This window comes from Frankia sp. CcCS3 (assembly GCF_977927575.1).
This window is the reverse complement of sequence record NZ_CDWRCL010000013.1, coordinates 1-15,670: the sequence shown is the minus strand read 5'-3', so window position 1 is coordinate 15,670 and position 15,670 is coordinate 1. Positions and strand designations below refer to the sequence as shown.

Here is a 15,670-nt window from a genome sequence, read left to right as displayed (position 1 = left end):
TTTCATTTCGACTCCTTGAGGGGGACTGGCGGCGACCCCCCACGCCGTCAGTCTCCCTCTTCATGCGCCGGACCGCACCCGCACGCGAGCCTCCTCGCGTACCGCGGGCGTCTCTCGTCGCTCAGATCCTGATAAATTGACGAGACGATATTGCTCCCCCCTGGGGAGCTCGTCCCGGGGAGGCGGCGCCCTTGCTGATGGCCGAGCAGGTTCCGGTGCCCATGGCCCGCTCGATGGGCGCTGCCTGCGTGTTCACTCGGCTCAGCCGGGGCGGCGTCGTGGCGGCCGCCCAGTGACGGCCGAGGTCTCACCCGAGGGGGTTCCCCTGGAGGAGCAGGCCGGGGTCGGCGGTCCGGATGCTTTCCAGCGGCTCTACACCCCGCACCGCATGGCCTATATCAGGGGCGAGGGCCGCTCCCGTGACGATGAATGCCCATTCTGTTCCATTGTCGGGATGTCCGACGAGGACGGCCTCGTGGTTGCTCGGGGTAAAAGCGTCTACGCGGTCCTCAATCTGTACCCCTATAATGCCGGTCACCTTCTCGTTGTGCCCTATCGCCACATCGCGGACTACGCCGACATGGACCCCGAAGAGATCGTCGAGATGGCATTCTTCGTTCAGCACGCGCTCCGTGCGCTGCGGGCCGCCAGCGGGGCCCACGGTTTCAACACCGGCATGAACCTGGGGGATGTCGCCGGCGCCGGGATCGCCTCGCACGTGCATCAGCACGTGGTGCCGCGGTGGGGCGGTGACACGAACTTCATGCCCGTGGTGGGCGCGACCAGGGTGCTCCCCGCCCTGCTCGGGCAGACCAGGGAGATGCTCGCCCAGGCCTGGGCGCAGACCGCGCCCGACGAGTAGGGCGGGTAGCGCCGGGCCCGGTGGAGGCCGCAGCCGGGTCGGGGCGCTCCCGTCGGGGTTGCCCGCCGCACCGGGTCCCGCCCGGCGCCGGGCCCGATGCGGCGGGTGTGCGGTCACGGATGTCTCCCACCGGCAATCCTCCCTGAGCCGGGCCGAGGGTTGCCGGTCGTCCGTCTTTCCCGCTTTATGTCGGATTCCTGCTTTATGCCGATTTTTTCGCTTCCGCCGACAGGGCATCCCCAAGCTGTGGTGGCATCGGCTCGTAGCCGCGATGGTCCCGCGTGAAGCTACCCGTGCCGTGGCTCAAGGACCGTAGTTCAATCGCATATCGGATCATTTCGCTCGCAGGGACCTCTGCGTGAACGACCGTCCGGGGGGTGGCCCCGGGCCCGCCCGGGACGGGTTCCATCCCGACGACCCGTCCTCGGCGAGTGGATAGGTCGCCCATCACGGCCCCGACGTACTCGTCGGGTACCAGGACGCCAACGGCCAGGATCGGCTCAAGCACGACGACGCCGGCGGCCCGGGCCGCGTCCTTGAGCGCCAGTGCGCCGGCGATCTGAAAGGCCATGTCCGAGGAGTCGACGCTGTGCGCCTTGCCGTCGACGAGGCGGACCCGTAGATCAACCATGGGATGGCCGGTGCGGACGCCCTGCGCCATCTGCGCCCGGACGCCCTTCTCCACCGAGGGGATGAAGGCCCGGGGAACCGCGCCGCCGACCACCTCATCGACGAACTCGAAGCCCCCACCCGCCGGGAGCGGTTCGACCTCGATCTGGCAGACCGCGAACTGGCCGTGCCCACCGGACTGCTTGACCTGACGGCCGAGTCCGCGCGCCGGGGCACGCAGCGTCTCCCGGAGCGGGATCCGGGGCGCGGTCCGGTCCACCGCGGCGCCGTAGCGCTGGGCGAGCCGTTCCAGGACCGCGTCGCTGTGGGCCTCGCCCATGCACCACAGGACGAGTTGGGCGGTCTCGGGGTCCTGCTCGATCCGTAGTGTCGGGTCCTCCACGGCCAGCCGGCCGAGTGCGGTCGACAGCCTGTCCTCGTCCGCGCGGCTGCGGGCCCTGATCGCGATAGGGAGCTGCGGTTCGGGCATCGACCATGCGGGCAGGTAGCGCGGGTCGTCGCGATCGGAGAGGGTGTCGCCGGTCTCGGCGGTGCTGAGCTTCGTCACCACGCAGATGCCGCCGGCCGGGCACTCGCCCACCGTGTGCAGAACCGAGCCGTACGGCCGGGAGAGCGCCCCGACCTGCTCGTCGTCGTCGTGGTCGGCGTGCCCGGCCGCGGCTCTGCCGTGCCCGCTGACGTGCACCGCATCGTCGGGATGCAGCGTGCCGGAGAACACCCGGACCACTGACATCCGGCCCACGTAAGGATCCGTGGTCGTCTTCACGACCTCGGCCACGAGCGGCCCGGCCGGATCACCGTGGCTCTGGTCGCAGGGGGAGCCGTCAGGGCGGCTCACCGGCGGCAGGGGATGCTCCCGCGGTGAAGGGAACCCCTGCACGAACAGGTCCAGCAACTCGACGGAGCCGAAACCGCCGGCCCGCCCGCTGCCCCGATCGCCCCCTGCCGCGGCGCCCGGGCCCGAGGTCGAACCCGGAAGCAGACCGGCCGGCAACACCGGGAAGAACGTCCCGCGGGCGACCGCGGTCTCCAGATCGCCGAGCAGGAGCTTGGTGTCGGGCTCATCACCGGACAGGTACCGGTCGAGGAGGGTCTCGTCCTCACTCTCAGCGATGATCCCCTCGACCAGGGCGGCGCGGGCGGAGGCGTACCGGCCGGTGAGGCCGGCCGGGGTCGCGAGTTCCTGGCGGCCGCTGCCCGGGTACTCCAGCACTCGCCCGGACAGCAGATCCACCAGCCGCATCGAGGCGCCGGCCTCCCGCTCGGGCAGGTAGGCCGGCAGCACGCCGGCCCCGAAGGCCCGTTGGCAGCCCTGGACGGCCGCCGCGAAATCGGCCCGGGGATGGTCGAGATGGGTGAGCACGATCGCGCGGGGCATGCCGACCCCGGCGCACTCCGCCCACACCATGCTGGTCGCGCCATCCACCCCGTCGACCGCGCTGACGACGAACAGAGCGGCGTCGGCGGCCCGCAGGCCCGCCCGCAGCTCGCCCACGAAGTCGGGATAGCCCGGGGTGTCCAGAAGATTGATCGTGAGCCCGTGGTGACTGACCGAACACAGGGTGAGGCTGACCGACCGTGCCGGGCGACGCTCGGGATCGGCATGGCCGACGTAGCTGGTCTGGGCGGTCTGACGGTCGCCGTTCTGGCGGCCCGGCGGCCCGGCGGTGGCGAGCAGACGGTCCACCAGAGCCGTCTTGCCCGCGCCGGTGTGGCCTACCAGGACGACGTTGCGCACATCGCACGAGGCTGATGACATCCTCGCCTCCTTGACTGGGAGGTAACGGCCTGTTCGGTAACGGCAGCGTCCTCCCCTGTTACCTGGGACACAAGCCCGAGGGCGGCCGTGGTCGGGAATGCGCGGATCGTGGCGGCTGTACTGTGAAGACCGCCCGAAGCCGGGCGCACGTGGGACGACCACGCGGACGACCACGCGGGACGACGGGACGGACATGCTCGCTAGCAAGGCACGACCGCAGATCCAGAAGTTGCTCGACCCGGTGAGCCAGTGGGCCGCCCGGTCGTCGGTGTCACCGGACGCCGTGACGATCATCGGCATGGTCGGGGTCGCGGGCGGGGCTCTGGGGTTCTTCACCCGCGGGGTGTTCTTCCTCGGCACCGTAGTGATCACGCTGTTCGTCTTCTCGGACCTGATCGACGGGGTCATCGCCCGCGCCCGCGGCATCTCCTCCAAGTGGGGGGCCTTTCTCGACTCCACGTCCGACCGGGTCGGCGACGGCGCGATCTTCGGATCGCTCGTCCTCTGGTACGCCGGCGACGGCGATTCCCTGCCGTTGGCGGGTGCGGCCCTGATCTGCCTGGTCGCCGGTTTGATCACCTCGTACGTCAAGGCCCGCGCCGAGGGACTCGGCTTCACCTGTGACGTGGGGTTCGCCGAACGGGGCGAGCGGTTGCTGATCCTGCTGGTCGCCGCCGGGCTGTACGGCCTCGGGGTGCCCTACCTCCTGCCCGCGGCGCTGTGGTTCCTTGTCGGTGCCACCATGTTGACGGTCGTCCAGCGGGTCGTCCACGTCTACCGGCAGTGGTACCGCGCGGGAGACCCGCCCTCCCCGCCGACGTCAAGGGCGGCCCCGGCCACTGCGTCCCGGACCACGGCCGCGTCCCGGGCCGCGGCCGCCTTCGGCCCCCGCCGCAACGGCCGCTGAGCGGTCATCGAGACGATCCGACGAAGGGCCGAGCGTTGACGGCGGGCGGGCGGGCGACGGCGGCCGGGCGGTTCACCGACCTCGCCTACACGCTGGGCTGGCGCGGCGTCCGGCTGCTCCCGCACCCCGTGGCCGCCGCGGCGTTCCGGTTCGGCGTCGACCTGGCCTACCGCCGCGACGGGCGGGGGGTGCGCCGGCTGCGGTCGAACCTCGCCCGAGTGGCGCCGCTGGGAACCGATCTGGACCGGTTGACCCGGGCGGCGATGCGCTCCTACGCGCGGTACTGGCTGGAGGTGTTCCGCCTCCGGGAGATCGGTCTGGACCGCGTCGTCGGCCGGCTGCGGCTGCTGGACCAGTATCGGTTGTGGGATGCGCACGCCCGCGGGAAGGGGACCATCGTGGCGCTGCCGCACATGGGTAACTGGGAGCAGGCGGGCGCCTGGCTGGTGGCGAATGGCGTGCCGTTCACGACCGTCGCCGAACGCCTGCGGCCGGAGGCGCTCTTCGAGCGGTTCCTGGCCTTCCGCTCGGAGCTCGGCATGGAGGTCGTCCCGCTGACCGGCGGGCAGGCTCCCCCGTTCGACTTGCTCACCGAGCGCCTGCTGGCCGGGGGGATGCTCTGCCTGCTCGCGGACCGGGATCTCTCTCGCGGCGGGATCCCGGTGAGGTTCTTCGGCGCCACGGCCACCATGCCCGGCGGGCCCGCGGCGCTCGCGCTGCGCACCGGGGCGACGCTGCTGCCCGCCACGCTCTGGTTCGATCATGACGGGTGGAGCGGGCGGATCCATCCCGCCGTCGAGCCGAGCGACATCCCGACGATGACGCAGGGACTTGCGGACGCCTTCGCCGCCGGCATCGCCGCGCACCCCGCGGACTGGCACATGCTCCAGCGGATCTGGCGCGACGACGGATGACGCCGCCGTGAAGATCGGTCTGGCCTGCCCCTACGCCTGGGACGTACCGGGCGGGGTCCAGGTGCACGTGCGTGACCTCGCCGAGACCCTGATCGCCGCCGGTCACCAGGTATCCGTCATCACCCCGGTGGACGACGAACGGACCCTGCCGCCCTACGCGGTGGACGCGGGCCGGGCGTTACCGTTGCCCTACAACGGCTCCGTCGCCCGGCTTCTGATGGGCCCGGTCTCGGCCGCCCGGGTCCGCCGTTGGCTGCGTGAGCACGACTTCGATGTCCTGCACGCCCATGAACCGACCGCGCCCAGCGTCAGCCTCCTGGCCTGCATGCTGGCCGACGGGCCGATCGTCGCCACCTTCCACACCGCCAACCCCCGGTCGCGGTTCCTCACCGCGGCCCACGGCGCGCTGCAGCCGTCGTTCGAGAAGCTGCGGGCCCGGATCGCGGTCTCCGAGGCGGCCCGGCGCACCCTCGTCGAGCATCTGGGCGCCGACGCCGTCCTGATCCCGAACGGGGTGGCGGTGCAGAACTTCGCCGGCGCCCGGCCCCTGCCCGGCTACGACGACGGGCGGCCCACCGTCGTGTTCCTCGGGCGCATCGACGAGCCGCGCAAGGGCCTTGACGTGCTGCTAGCCGCCCTGCCGGCGCTCGCCGCCGAGATTGACGGTGTCCGACTGCTGGTGGCGGGGCCCGGTGACGGGGCGGCGGTGCGGGCCCGGCTGGAGCCCGCCCTGCGCTCGCGGGTCGGCCTCGTCGGCATGGTCTCCGACGCCGACAAGCCCCGGGTCTTCGCCTCCGGGCAGGTCTACTGCGCCCCGAATACCGGTCAGGAGAGCTTCGGGATCGTGCTGCTCGAGGCGATGGCGACCGGGACCCCGGTGGTGGCCAGCGACATCGACGCCTTCCGCCGGGTCCTCGATGACGGGCGCGCCGGCAGGCTGTTCGACGTCGGCGATCCCGCGCGGCTGGCCGCGACCCTGGCCCAGGTGCTACGTGATCCCGCCGGCGCCGCGCGGCTGGCGGAACGCGGTCGCGCCGTCGTCGCCGCCTACGACTGGCGGGTCATCGCCGAGCGGATCGTCGGGGTGTACCAGATGGTCTCCGGGGACATGCGGGTGTCGGTCGCGACGGCGATGCAGCCGCCGGTCCGGGGCGACGCGAGGAATGGGGACTGACCTGCCCGGTAACTGACCTGCCCCGGTAACTGACCTGTCCCGGTACCAGAGCCACGTCACATTCGGCCGTTGGTTACGCTGCGCGGGATGACCGTCGTCGTGGTGGTGGTCGCCCTGGTGGTGGCGATCGCGACCTATCTGACCTGGCTGGCCACTCGGCTCGACCGACTCGCGGCCCGGGTCGCGGACGCCCGCGGCGGGCTGGTGGCGCACCTGCTCGCCCGCGCCGACGCCGCGCGCGAGCTGGCCCTGCGGTGTGAGCTGGCCGAGCTGGGTGAGAGCGTGGCCCGGGCCCGAACGGCCTATCCAGGCCTGCTCGCCGGGGGGGCGTTGGACGCCGCGGTCGAGCAGAGCGAAAATGCCCTGAGCCGGGCGTTACGGTCCGCCGAGGTCGCCGCGGCCGGCCAGCACCACCCCGCCGAGCTGCATGCGGTCGACTCCTGCGCGGCCCGGGTCGCGCTCGCCCGGCAGTTCCACAACGACGCGGTCCGCGACCTGCGGGCACTCGCCGGCCGGCGCGTGGTGCGGATGGCGCACCTGGCCGGCCGCCGGTCGCCCCCCGGCTACTTCGAGATCGATGACGCCCTGCCGATCCGCGGCGAGGGCGTCCCTCGCGGCGACCTGCCGGGGCTGGCCTCCTGACGGCTCGGCCGGTCGCGAGATCGCCGTACCATGGAAAACCGACCCACCCGCACGGGAACCATCCGGCGGGGTAGCCGGCATGCAGGTGCCAGACATGCCGGTACCCCGCGGCCCTGGCGACCCGACCCAGCGAAAAGAGACGGCACATCATGCCCGAGGGCCAGACTGCCCCCGCCGCCGGCCCGGCGATCGACTCCGCCCGGCAGGCCGGTACCGCCCGCGTCAAGCGCGGCATGGCGGAGATGCTCAAGGGCGGCGTGATCATGGATGTGGTCACCGCCGAGCAGGCCCGCATCGCCGAGGACGCCGGCGCTGTCGCGGTGATGGCGCTGGAGCGGGTTCCCGCCGACATCCGGGCGCAGGGTGGGGTGGCGCGGATGAGTGACCCCGACATGATCTTGGAGATCATCGAGGCGGTCTCCATCCCGGTCATGGCCAAGGCCCGGATCGGGCATTTCGTCGAGGCACAGGTGCTGCAGGCGCTCGGGGTGGACTACGTCGACGAGTCCGAGGTCCTCACGCCCGCCGACCCGCACCACCACATCGACAAGTGGCGCTTCACGGTGCCGTTCGTCTGCGGGGCCACCAACCTGGGGGAGGCACTGCGCCGGGTCGCCGAGGGCGCGGCGATGATCCGCTCCAAGGGTGAGGCGGGCACCGGCGAGGTGTCCAACGCCGTGGTGCACATGCGTACCATCCGGGCGGAGATCGCCCGGCTGTCGGGACTGCCCGCCGAGGAGCTCTACACGGCGGCCAAGGAGCTGCGCGCCCCGGTCGAGCTGGTCGCCGAGGTGGCCCGGCTCGGCCGGCTGCCCGTCGTGCTGTTCACCGCCGGCGGTATCGCCACTCCGGCGGACGCGGCGCTGATGATGCAGCTCGGCGCGGACGGGGTGTTCGTCGGGTCCGGGATTTTCAAGTCCGGGGACCCGGCGCGCCGCGCCCGGGCCATCGTCGAGGCGACCACCATGTTCAAGGACCCCGACGTTCTGGTGAAGGTCTCCCGGGGCCTCGGCGAGGCGATGGTGGGCATCAACGTCACCGAGCTTCCCCCGGAAGCCCGCTACGCCGACCGCGGCTGGTGAGTGGCCCGCGGATCGGCATCCTCGCGTTGCAGGGGGATGTGCGCGAGCATGCCCGGGCGCTCACCGAGGCCGGCGCGCGGCCGGTGGCGGTGCGCCACGCGGTGGAGCTTGCCGAGGTCGACGGGCTCGTCCTGCCCGGGGGTGAATCCACCACGATCGGCCGGTTGCTGCGCGTGTTCGAGCTGTTGGAGCCGTTGCGGGCGGCGGTGGCCGCGGGGTTGCCCGTGTTCGGTTCGTGTGCTGGCATGATCCTGCTCGCGCGGGACGTCGTGGGCGGCCGGCCGGATCAACCACTGATCGGCGGACTGGACATCGTCGTCCGGCGTAACGCCTTCGGCCGGCAGGTGGACTCGTTCGAGGCACACCTCGAGGTCGTCGGGGTGGCGGGGCCACCTGTGCACGCGGTCTTCATCCGGGCACCATGGGTAGAAAAGGCAGGAGACGCGGTCGAGGTCCTGGCCCGTGTCGCCGAGGCGCCGGTGGCGGTCCGCCAGGGGCCGCTGCTGGCCACCGCGTTCCATCCGGAGCTGACCGGTGATGCCCGGGCGCACCGGCTATTCGTCGACAGCGTCCGATCGTCCGGGTCCGGTCGATGATCGGGCGCAAGAGAGGCAGGTCATGAGCGGCCACTCCAAGTGGGCGACCACCAAGCACAAGAAGGCGGTCATCGATGCCCGCCGGGGCAAGCTGTTCGCCAAACTGATCAAGACGGTCGAGGTGGCGGCCAAGACGGGCGGCGGAGACCCCGCGGGCAATCCGACCCTCGCCGACGCCATCGCCAAGGCGAAGTCGCAGTCCGTGCCGAACGACAACATCGAACGGGCCGTCAAGCGGGGTTCCGGCGAGCTCGCCGGTGGGGTGAACTACGAGGACATCACCTATGAGGCGTACGGCCCGGGCGGGGTGGCGATCCTCGTGGAGTGCCTGACCGACAACCGTAACCGGGCGGCGTCGGATGTCCGGGTGGCGATCACCCGTAACGGCGGCACGGTGGCCGACCCGGGGTCGGTGTCGTACCTGTTCAACCGCAAGGGTGTCGTGCTTATCGAGAAGACCGCCGGCCTCACCGAGGACGACGTACTGCTCGCCGTGCTCGACGCCGGCGCGGAGGAGGTCAACGACGTCGGGGAGGCCTTCGAGGTGGTCTCCGAGGCGACCGATCTGCACGCCGTGCGGGTGGCCGCCACCGGCGCCGGCCTGGCGGTCACCTCCGCGGACATCTCCTGGCTGCCGAGCGTGAGCGTGCCGCTGGAGGCCGAACCCGCCGCCAAGGTCCTCAAGCTCATCGAGGCGGTTGAGGATCTCGATGACGTCCAGAACGTCTGGTTCAATGCCGACATCTCCGACGACGTGATGGAGCTAGTCGGCAGCTGATCGTCTTCTCAGGCGATCTGTTGGGCGTGTCGTGGATGTCCGGTTGCGTCGCCGCCCCTAGATTCGAACGAATGTTCTTGTGAACGTGCGGTCGGGAGGGTGGATGCGGGTGCTGGGGGTCGATCCCGGGCTGACCCGGTGTGGCCTGGGGGTCGTCGACGGTGGCCTCGGTGTCCGGGCCCGCCTGGTCGAGGTGGGGGTGGTGCGCACCCCCGCCACCGCCGAGGTCGCCGAACGGTTGTGCGCTGTGTCCGACGGCATCGACGCCTGGCTCGATCGCACCCGTCCGGAGGCGGTCGCGGTTGAGAAGGTCTTCAGCCAGGCGAACATGCGTACCGTGATGGGTACCGCGCAGGCCGGGGCGGTCGCCATCATGCTGGCCGCCCGGCGGGGCCTGCCGGTGGGTCTCTACACGCCCAGTGAGGTGAAGGCCGCGGTGACCGGCAGCGGCCGGGCGGACAAGGCGCAGGTCAGTTTTATGATCACCAGGTTGCTCGGGCTGACCGAGGCGCCACGCCCGGCCGATGCGGCGGACGCCCTCGCGTTGGCGCTCTGCCACCTGTGGCGCGGGCCGGCGCTGGCCCGGTTCCGTTCCGCCGCGCCGGGCGGATCCACCTGATGATCGCGTCGTTGGCCGGCACGGTCACCGCGCTGACCCCGCTGTCCGCCGTCATCGAGGTCGGCGGGGTGGGCCTGCTCGTCCACTGCTCGCCGTCGACGCTGTCGCGGCTGCGGGTGGGGGAGTCCGCCTCCCTCGCCACCACCCTGATCGTGCGCGAGACCGAGCTGACCCTCTACGGCTTCGCCGACGCCGATGCGCGCGACGTTTTCGAGATCCTGCAGAGCGCGGCCGGGGTCGGGCCCAAGCTCGCCCAGGCCGTGCTCGGAGTGCACGATCCCGACACGGTGCGCCGCGCCGTTGCCGAGGAGGATCTCGCGGTGCTGACGAAGGTCCCCGGTATCGGGCGCAAGGGTGCGCAGCGCATCGTCCTGGACCTGCGGGACCGGCTCGGTCCGCCGAGTGGTGGTGCGCCGCTGCCCGGCCCGCGCCCGACGCCGGGACCGGAACCGGTGCCGGCCGATGCCGTCGGGGTCGCGGCGACCGTGCGGGAGGCGCTGGTGGGCCTGGGCTACTCGGGTCGTGAGGCCGACGACGCCGTGTCGCGGGCGCTCGTGGTCCTGGCCGCGCCCGCCGGCGAGGGCGCCGCTGCGGGTGGCGAGCGTGCCGTCCCGGGCGAGGGAGACGTCCCGGGCAAGGAAGGTGCCCCGGGTTTCCGGGCCGGGGCCGGCGCGGGAACCGGCGGCGCCCCGCCCGACGCCGCGGCACTGCTGCGCGCGAGCCTCGCCGTGTTACGCAGGTGAGGGCCGTTATGACGCCGCTAGGCGGCGCGCGGCCGCGTCGGGCGCTGGTCAGCCGGGGCGAGGGTAGTCGGGGCGGCGGTCAGCCGGAGCGGGGGTACGCCGGGGGGCGGGGGTACGCGGAGGTGGGACATGAGTGACGACGGCCTGGTGTCCGCCGCGGCGAGTCCCGAGGAGTGCGCCTTCGAGGCCGGGTTGCGTCCGCGCACCCTGGCCGAGTTCGTCGGCCAGCGTAAGGTGCGCGAGCAGCTTACGATCATGCTCGAGGGGGCACGGGCGCGCGGTCGCCCGCCGGACCACGTCCTGCTGTCGGGCCCGCCCGGTCTGGGTAAGACCAGCCTTGCGATGATCATGGCGCAGGAGCTCGAGGCTCCGCTGCGGATGACTAGTGGGCCGGCGATCGAACGCGCCGGGGACCTCGTCGCGATCCTCACCGCACTCTCCCCGGGAGAGGTCCTGTTCCTCGACGAGATCCACCGGATCGCCCGGCCAGCCGAGGAACTGCTCTACGCCGCGATGGAGGACTTCCGGGTTGACGTCATCCTGGGCAAGGGCCCGGGCGCGACCGCGATCCCCCTCGACGTGTCGCCATTCACGCTGGTCGGGGCCACGACTCGGTCGGGCCTGCTGACCGGCCCGCTGCGGGACCGGTTCGGGTTCACCGCCCATCTGGACTTCTACGACGCCGACGAGCTCGCCCGGGTGCTGACTCGCTCGGCCGGCCTGCTGGGGGTCACCCTCACCGCCGAGGGAGCCGCCGAGGTCGCTGGCCGGTCGCGTGGTACGCCCCGCATCGCCAACCGGTTGCTGCGCCGGGTGCGCGACTACGCGGAGGTGCGGGCCGACGGCGTGGTCACCCGCGAGATCGCCCAGGCGGCGCTGCGGATCTACGACGTCGACGGGCTCGGACTGGACCGCCTCGACCGGGCCGTGTTGGAGGCGCTGGTCACCCGGTTCGGCGGCGGTCCGGTCGGGCTCACCACGCTCGCCGTGTCGGTCGGGGAGGAACCGGAGACGGTGGAGGACGTGGCCGAGCCGTTCCTGCTGCGTGCCGGCCTGCTGATCCGTACCGCCCGGGGCCGGACGGCCACCCCCGCCGCCTTCGAGCACCTCGGTCTGGACCCCGTCACCGATCCGCTCGGCCGTACCCAGGTCTCGCTGTTTACCGAGGGAGAATGACTGTGAGAGGGCCGGTCGGCCGGGGAGCGGCCACTGAAGGTGATTGGTTCGTCCTGGGTGAGCCGTCCCCGTAACAGCGGCCATTCCGGCCGGAGGAGGTCCTGCGCGCCGGGCACAACCGCCCTGCCCACCACGGGCATCCGATCGATACGTACGATCGCCGCAACACATCAGGAGGGCAGGACGTGCACGTACTCGTGGCAGCTTCGGTGACGGCCGACAAGGACGGGGGCAGTTCGATCAGCGGGCTCCTGTTCCCGCTGATCCTCATCCTGGTGATCGTCTACTTCTTCTCGATGCAGCGGCGCCGCGCCAAGGCGCAACAGCAGCAGATGTCGCGGATCGTTCCCGGTACCCTGGTGACGACCACCGCTGGTCTCTACGCCACGGTCGTCGAGCTGGAGGACGGTGACGTCCTGCTGGAAGTTGCGCCCGATGTCGTCTGCCGCTTCTCGCGCAGCGCGATCGCCCGGGTGATCAGTACGCCCGACGGAGCCGGGGACGGCGGGGAGTCCTCCGGGGAACCGCAGTCGCACGACGACGGTTCCGACGGCCCTGGTGGCCCTGGTGGCGCCGAGGCGTCGCCTCCCGGTGGTGGCGTCTCCGGTGGGGACGGCGGCACGGGCGGTGAAACGACACACCCGCCCCGCAAGGAGCTATGACCGCTGGTCACCTGACCGAGCACTACCGTTCGGGGAGCGGAACGCACCCTCGGTGACATTCGTTCGGATACTTTGGGCACCGCCGGTCCGGGCAGCGGCGAGACGAACGAGCGCCGGCATACCGGCGCGTGAGGAAGGGACTCGCAGGTGGCACGCGGCTCGGCACGGGTATCCAGGGGAATCTCCGTCTGGACCCGGCTGGGGATCCTCGGCGGTCTGATCGTCGTCCTCTACGGCCTCATGGCCGCTACCGGAAACTGGAAGCCCCGGCTCGGGCTCGACCTGCAGGGCGGGACGAGCGTCATCCTCACGCCTCGTGCCACGCAGGGGAACAACGTCGACAGCGGTGCCGTCAACCAGGCCGTCGACATCATCCGGCAGCGCGTTGACGGCTTGGGCGTCGCTGAGTCCGAGGTTCATCGCACCGGCAACCAGATCGAGATCTCGGTGCCCGGCCGCGGCCGCAACGACGTCGTGGATCTGGTCGGGCAGACCGCCGAACTGCGTTTCCGTGAGGTCGCCACGTCCGGCCGGGCCACCCCGGGGCCCATTCCCACCCCCACTGGGGCGGTCCCCGCACCCACGCCGGGCGCGACGGGCCAGTCGGCCCCGACGGCCAGCCAGAGCACGCCGAGCATCGCGCCATCATCCCAGGCACCCGCTGCGTCGAACAAATCGGCCGCACTCGGTGACGGCACGGGCCGCGGCCTGATCGCCCAGCCGGTGTCGCTGGCCGCCGCGGGCACGCCCGCGGTGAGCGCGGCCTCGGCTTCTCCGGCGGCTTCGGCCGCCCCCGCGCCGGCGGCGACCGGGTCGACCGCGCCGGCCGGGGACAGCCCGCCCGCCGACGTGTTCGCTCGCTACGAGTCGCTGACGTGCGCAGCGGCCGACGTCCGCAAGGCCTCGGTCAGCACCGACCACCCGCAGGACTGGACCGCCGCCTGTGACCGGACCGGGACGACGAAGTACCTGCTCAAGCCGGCCACGGTGGTCGGGACGGATGTGAAGACCGCCTCCGCGGGCCTGCAGGGCGGCGGCGGGACCACGGGCGTCACCACCGGGCAGTGGGTCGTGAACGTCGAGTTCACCGGTTCGGGCCAGAACAAGTTCACCAAGCTGACCGAGAGCACGATCGGCAAGCAGGTCGCGATCGTGCTCGACGGGGTGGTGCAGTCCGCGCCGCAGACCAACGAGCGCATCCCCGGATCGGCCCAGATCTCCGGCGGCTTCAGCCAGTCCGAAGCCGAGGACCTCGCCAACGTGCTGCGCTACGGTGCCCTTCCCCTGGCCTTCGAGCGATCCCAGGCCGAGTCCATCTCGCCGACCCTCGGCCGTGACTCGCTGCACGGCGGACTGCTCGCCGGCGCCATCGGACTCGTTCTCGTCATCGCCTACTCCTTCCTGTACTACCGGGCGCTGGGCATCGTCGTGATCACCTCCCTCGCCGTCAGCGGTCTGCTGATCTACGCCTCGGTGGTGCTGCTCGGCGTGGCGATCGGGTTCACGCTGACCCTGGCGGGCATCGCCGGTCTGATCGTGTCGATCGGTGTCACGGCGGACTCGTTCGTGGTCTACTTCGAACGGATCAAAGACGAGGTCCGGGCCGGCCGCACGGTCCGGGCGGCCACGGATCGTGCCTGGCCCGCCGCGCGGCGCACGATGCTCTCCGCGGACACGGTTTCCTTCCTGGCCGCCGCGGTCCTCTACATCCTGTCGATCGGCTCGGTGCGCGGCTTCGCCTTTACGCTCGGGCTGTCGACGTTGAGCGATGTCGTGATCATGTTTATCTTCACCCGGCCGTTGGTGACATTGCTGGTGCGGCGCCGACTGTTCTCGGTCAGCCGGTACTCGGGCCTGAGCCCGAAAACCCTCGGCGGGCGTGGTGGTGGCGTGGCGCCGGCCGCTCCCACCCGGGCGCGGCTGGCCAAGCGGCCGGCGCCGGCCGGGCAGAGGCGGGAGAGCTGAGATGGCACTGGTCGGGCGGATCTACCGCAGCGACTTCAACGTCGACTTCGTCGGCCGGCGCAAGGCCTGGTATGCCGTCTCCGGCGTCGTGGTCACCGTCTGCATCATCAGCATGATCTTCCGTGGCTTCACCTTCGGTATCGAATTCTCCGGTGGCGCGGTCTTCCAGCTACCCAGCAGTGGCGGTACCGTCGCGCAGGTCGAGGACACGCTGTCCGGCATTGGGCTCGACCCGGCGGACAGCGTGGTCCAGCAGTTGGAGACCTCCCACCAGTTCCGGATCCAGACGCCGACCCTCTCCGACGCCCAGACCCGTGAGCTGACCGGCGCGTTGGCCAAGCGATTCTCGGTGTCGGACCCGGACCGCGACATCGCCGTGTCGACCGTCGGCTCGTCCTGGGGATCGACGATCACAAACAAGGCCCTTCAGGGCCTGGTCGTCTTCCTCGTGCTCGTCGTGATCTACCTCTCGGTGCGGTTCGAGTGGAGGATGGCGCTCGCGGCGATAGCCGCTCTCGTTCATGACCTCGTCGTCACCATGGGTGTCTACTCGCTGGTGGGTTTCGAGGTGACGCCGTCGACGGTCATCGCTGTGCTGACGATCCTCGGATTCTCTCTATACGACACGGTGGTGGTGTTCGACCGGGTGCGGGAGAACACCGCGGGCATGGGCACGTCGACGCGGCGGACCTACGCGGAGGCGACGAACGACGCGCTCAACGAGACGTTGGTGCGTTCGCTGAACACCTCGCTCATCGCCATCATCCCGGTCGCCTCCCTCCTCTTCGTCGGCGCCGGTCTGCTCGGTGCCGGCACGCTGAAGGACCTCGCGCTCGCCCAGTTCGTCGGTATCGCCTCCGGTACATATTCCTCCCTGTTCTTTGCCACGCCGCTGCTCGTCGACCTCAAGCGCGGCGACCCCGCCGTGCGGGCGCTGGACGCGCGGGTCGCCCGCGAGCGCGCCAGGCGGGTCCGGGCAGCCGCGGGTGCGCCGGGCACGGCAGTTTCCGCCGGCGCGGCGGTCGATCCGGCCGGCTGGGGTGAGGACGGTCCTGTCCCCGACGAGCGGGCCGAGCAGGCCGTAGGACGACCCGCCTCCGGCGCGCGTGAACCGGTTCCGGCCGGGGCGAACCTGGGCGGTGCCGCCCGACGACCGTCGGG

At 71.5% G+C, this 15,670-nt stretch carries 15 protein-coding genes; 14 read left to right on the top strand and 1 reads right to left on the bottom strand.

What is annotated here, in order from left to right:
• Positions 1-292 precede the first annotated feature (292 nt).
• Positions 293-862: an HIT family protein gene (locus tag AC08OQ_RS02530; protein ID WP_462188102.1), complete on the top strand. Its 570-nt coding sequence runs from the start codon at positions 293-295 to the stop codon at positions 860-862.
• Positions 863-1,064: 202 nt separating this feature from the next.
• Here the strand turns inward: AC08OQ_RS02530 and AC08OQ_RS02525 are convergent, their stop codons facing one another.
• A complete protein-coding gene (locus AC08OQ_RS02525; protein WP_476599588.1) occupies positions 1,065-3,251 on the bottom strand; it encodes an elongation factor G-like protein EF-G2 in 2,187 nt (728 codons plus the stop codon).
• A gap of 193 nt (positions 3,252-3,444) precedes the next feature.
• On the opposite strand from AC08OQ_RS02525, the gene pgsA reads away from it, so the two are divergent.
• From pgsA to secF, 13 genes are all read left to right on the top strand, one after another.
• The gene (pgsA, locus tag AC08OQ_RS02520; protein ID WP_462188104.1) at positions 3,445-4,158 is read left to right on the top strand and encodes a phosphatidylinositol phosphate synthase; all 714 of its coding nucleotides are present in this window, start codon (positions 3,445-3,447) and stop codon (positions 4,156-4,158) included.
• 35 nt (positions 4,159-4,193) lie between these two features.
• Positions 4,194-5,072: a phosphatidylinositol mannoside acyltransferase gene (locus AC08OQ_RS02515; protein ID WP_476599586.1), complete on the top strand. Its 879-nt coding sequence runs from the start codon at positions 4,194-4,196 to the stop codon at positions 5,070-5,072.
• 7 nt (positions 5,073-5,079) lie between these two features.
• Complete coding sequence (locus AC08OQ_RS02510; protein WP_476599584.1) at positions 5,080-6,246, top strand: glycosyltransferase family 4 protein; 1,167 nt, start codon at positions 5,080-5,082, stop codon at positions 6,244-6,246.
• A gap of 87 nt (positions 6,247-6,333) precedes the next feature.
• On the top strand, positions 6,334-6,888 hold the full coding sequence (locus AC08OQ_RS02505; protein ID WP_476599582.1) for a hypothetical protein: 555 nt from the start codon (positions 6,334-6,336) through the stop codon (positions 6,886-6,888).
• 149 nt (positions 6,889-7,037) lie between these two features.
• Positions 7,038-7,970: a pyridoxal 5'-phosphate synthase lyase subunit PdxS gene (gene pdxS, locus AC08OQ_RS02500; RefSeq protein ID WP_462188108.1), complete on the top strand. Its 933-nt coding sequence runs from the start codon at positions 7,038-7,040 to the stop codon at positions 7,968-7,970.
• Positions 7,967-8,566: a pyridoxal 5'-phosphate synthase glutaminase subunit PdxT gene (gene pdxT / locus AC08OQ_RS02495; RefSeq protein ID WP_476599580.1), complete on the top strand. Its 600-nt coding sequence runs from the start codon at positions 7,967-7,969 to the stop codon at positions 8,564-8,566. Before pdxS ends, pdxT begins: the two co-directional genes overlap by 4 nt.
• Positions 8,567-8,588: 22 nt before the next feature.
• Positions 8,589-9,344, top strand: a complete 756-nt coding sequence (locus tag AC08OQ_RS02490) for a YebC/PmpR family DNA-binding transcriptional regulator (RefSeq protein WP_462203079.1) — start codon at positions 8,589-8,591, stop codon at positions 9,342-9,344.
• 103 nt (positions 9,345-9,447) lie between these two features.
• Complete coding sequence (gene ruvC / locus AC08OQ_RS02485) at positions 9,448-9,963, top strand: crossover junction endodeoxyribonuclease RuvC (RefSeq protein WP_462185993.1); 516 nt, start codon at positions 9,448-9,450, stop codon at positions 9,961-9,963.
• The gene (gene ruvA / locus AC08OQ_RS02480) at positions 9,963-10,706 is read left to right on the top strand and encodes a Holliday junction branch migration protein RuvA (protein ID WP_476599578.1); all 744 of its coding nucleotides are present in this window, start codon (positions 9,963-9,965) and stop codon (positions 10,704-10,706) included. Before ruvC ends, ruvA begins: the two co-directional genes overlap by 1 nt.
• Before the next feature lie 129 nt (positions 10,707-10,835).
• On the top strand, positions 10,836-11,882 hold the full coding sequence (ruvB, locus tag AC08OQ_RS02475; protein ID WP_462185966.1) for a Holliday junction branch migration DNA helicase RuvB: 1,047 nt from the start codon (positions 10,836-10,838) through the stop codon (positions 11,880-11,882).
• Between the two features lie 185 nt (positions 11,883-12,067).
• On the top strand, positions 12,068-12,544 hold the full coding sequence (yajC, locus tag AC08OQ_RS02470; RefSeq protein WP_462185967.1) for a preprotein translocase subunit YajC: 477 nt from the start codon (positions 12,068-12,070) through the stop codon (positions 12,542-12,544).
• A gap of 147 nt (positions 12,545-12,691) precedes the next feature.
• Positions 12,692-14,509 (top strand): protein translocase subunit SecD, encoded by a 1,818-nt coding sequence (secD, locus tag AC08OQ_RS02465; RefSeq protein ID WP_476599575.1) that lies wholly within the window; start codon positions 12,692-12,694, stop codon positions 14,507-14,509.
• A gap of 1 nt (position 14,510) precedes the next feature.
• Positions 14,511-15,670: protein translocase subunit SecF (gene secF, locus AC08OQ_RS02460; protein WP_476611885.1), on the top strand; the 1,160-nt coding region annotated here is incomplete at its 3' end.

Coding starts and splice junctions, on each gene's coding strand:
- AC08OQ_RS02505 (WP_476599582.1), top strand. CDS start 6,334: ATGACCGTCGTCGTGGTGGTGGTCGCCCTGGTGGTGGCGATCGCGACC.
- pgsA (WP_462188104.1), top strand. CDS start 3,445: ATGCTCGCTAGCAAGGCACGACCGCAGATCCAGAAGTTGCTCGACCCG.
- AC08OQ_RS02525 (WP_476599588.1), bottom strand. CDS start 3,251: ATGTCATCAGCCTCGTGCGATGTGCGCAACGTCGTCCTGGTAGGCCAC.
- AC08OQ_RS02490 (WP_462203079.1), top strand. CDS start 8,589: ATGAGCGGCCACTCCAAGTGGGCGACCACCAAGCACAAGAAGGCGGTC.
- ruvB (WP_462185966.1), top strand. CDS start 10,836: ATGAGTGACGACGGCCTGGTGTCCGCCGCGGCGAGTCCCGAGGAGTGC.
- pdxS (WP_462188108.1), top strand. CDS start 7,038: ATGCCCGAGGGCCAGACTGCCCCCGCCGCCGGCCCGGCGATCGACTCC.
- ruvA (WP_476599578.1), top strand. CDS start 9,963: ATGATCGCGTCGTTGGCCGGCACGGTCACCGCGCTGACCCCGCTGTCC.
- ruvC (WP_462185993.1), top strand. CDS start 9,448: ATGCGGGTGCTGGGGGTCGATCCCGGGCTGACCCGGTGTGGCCTGGGG.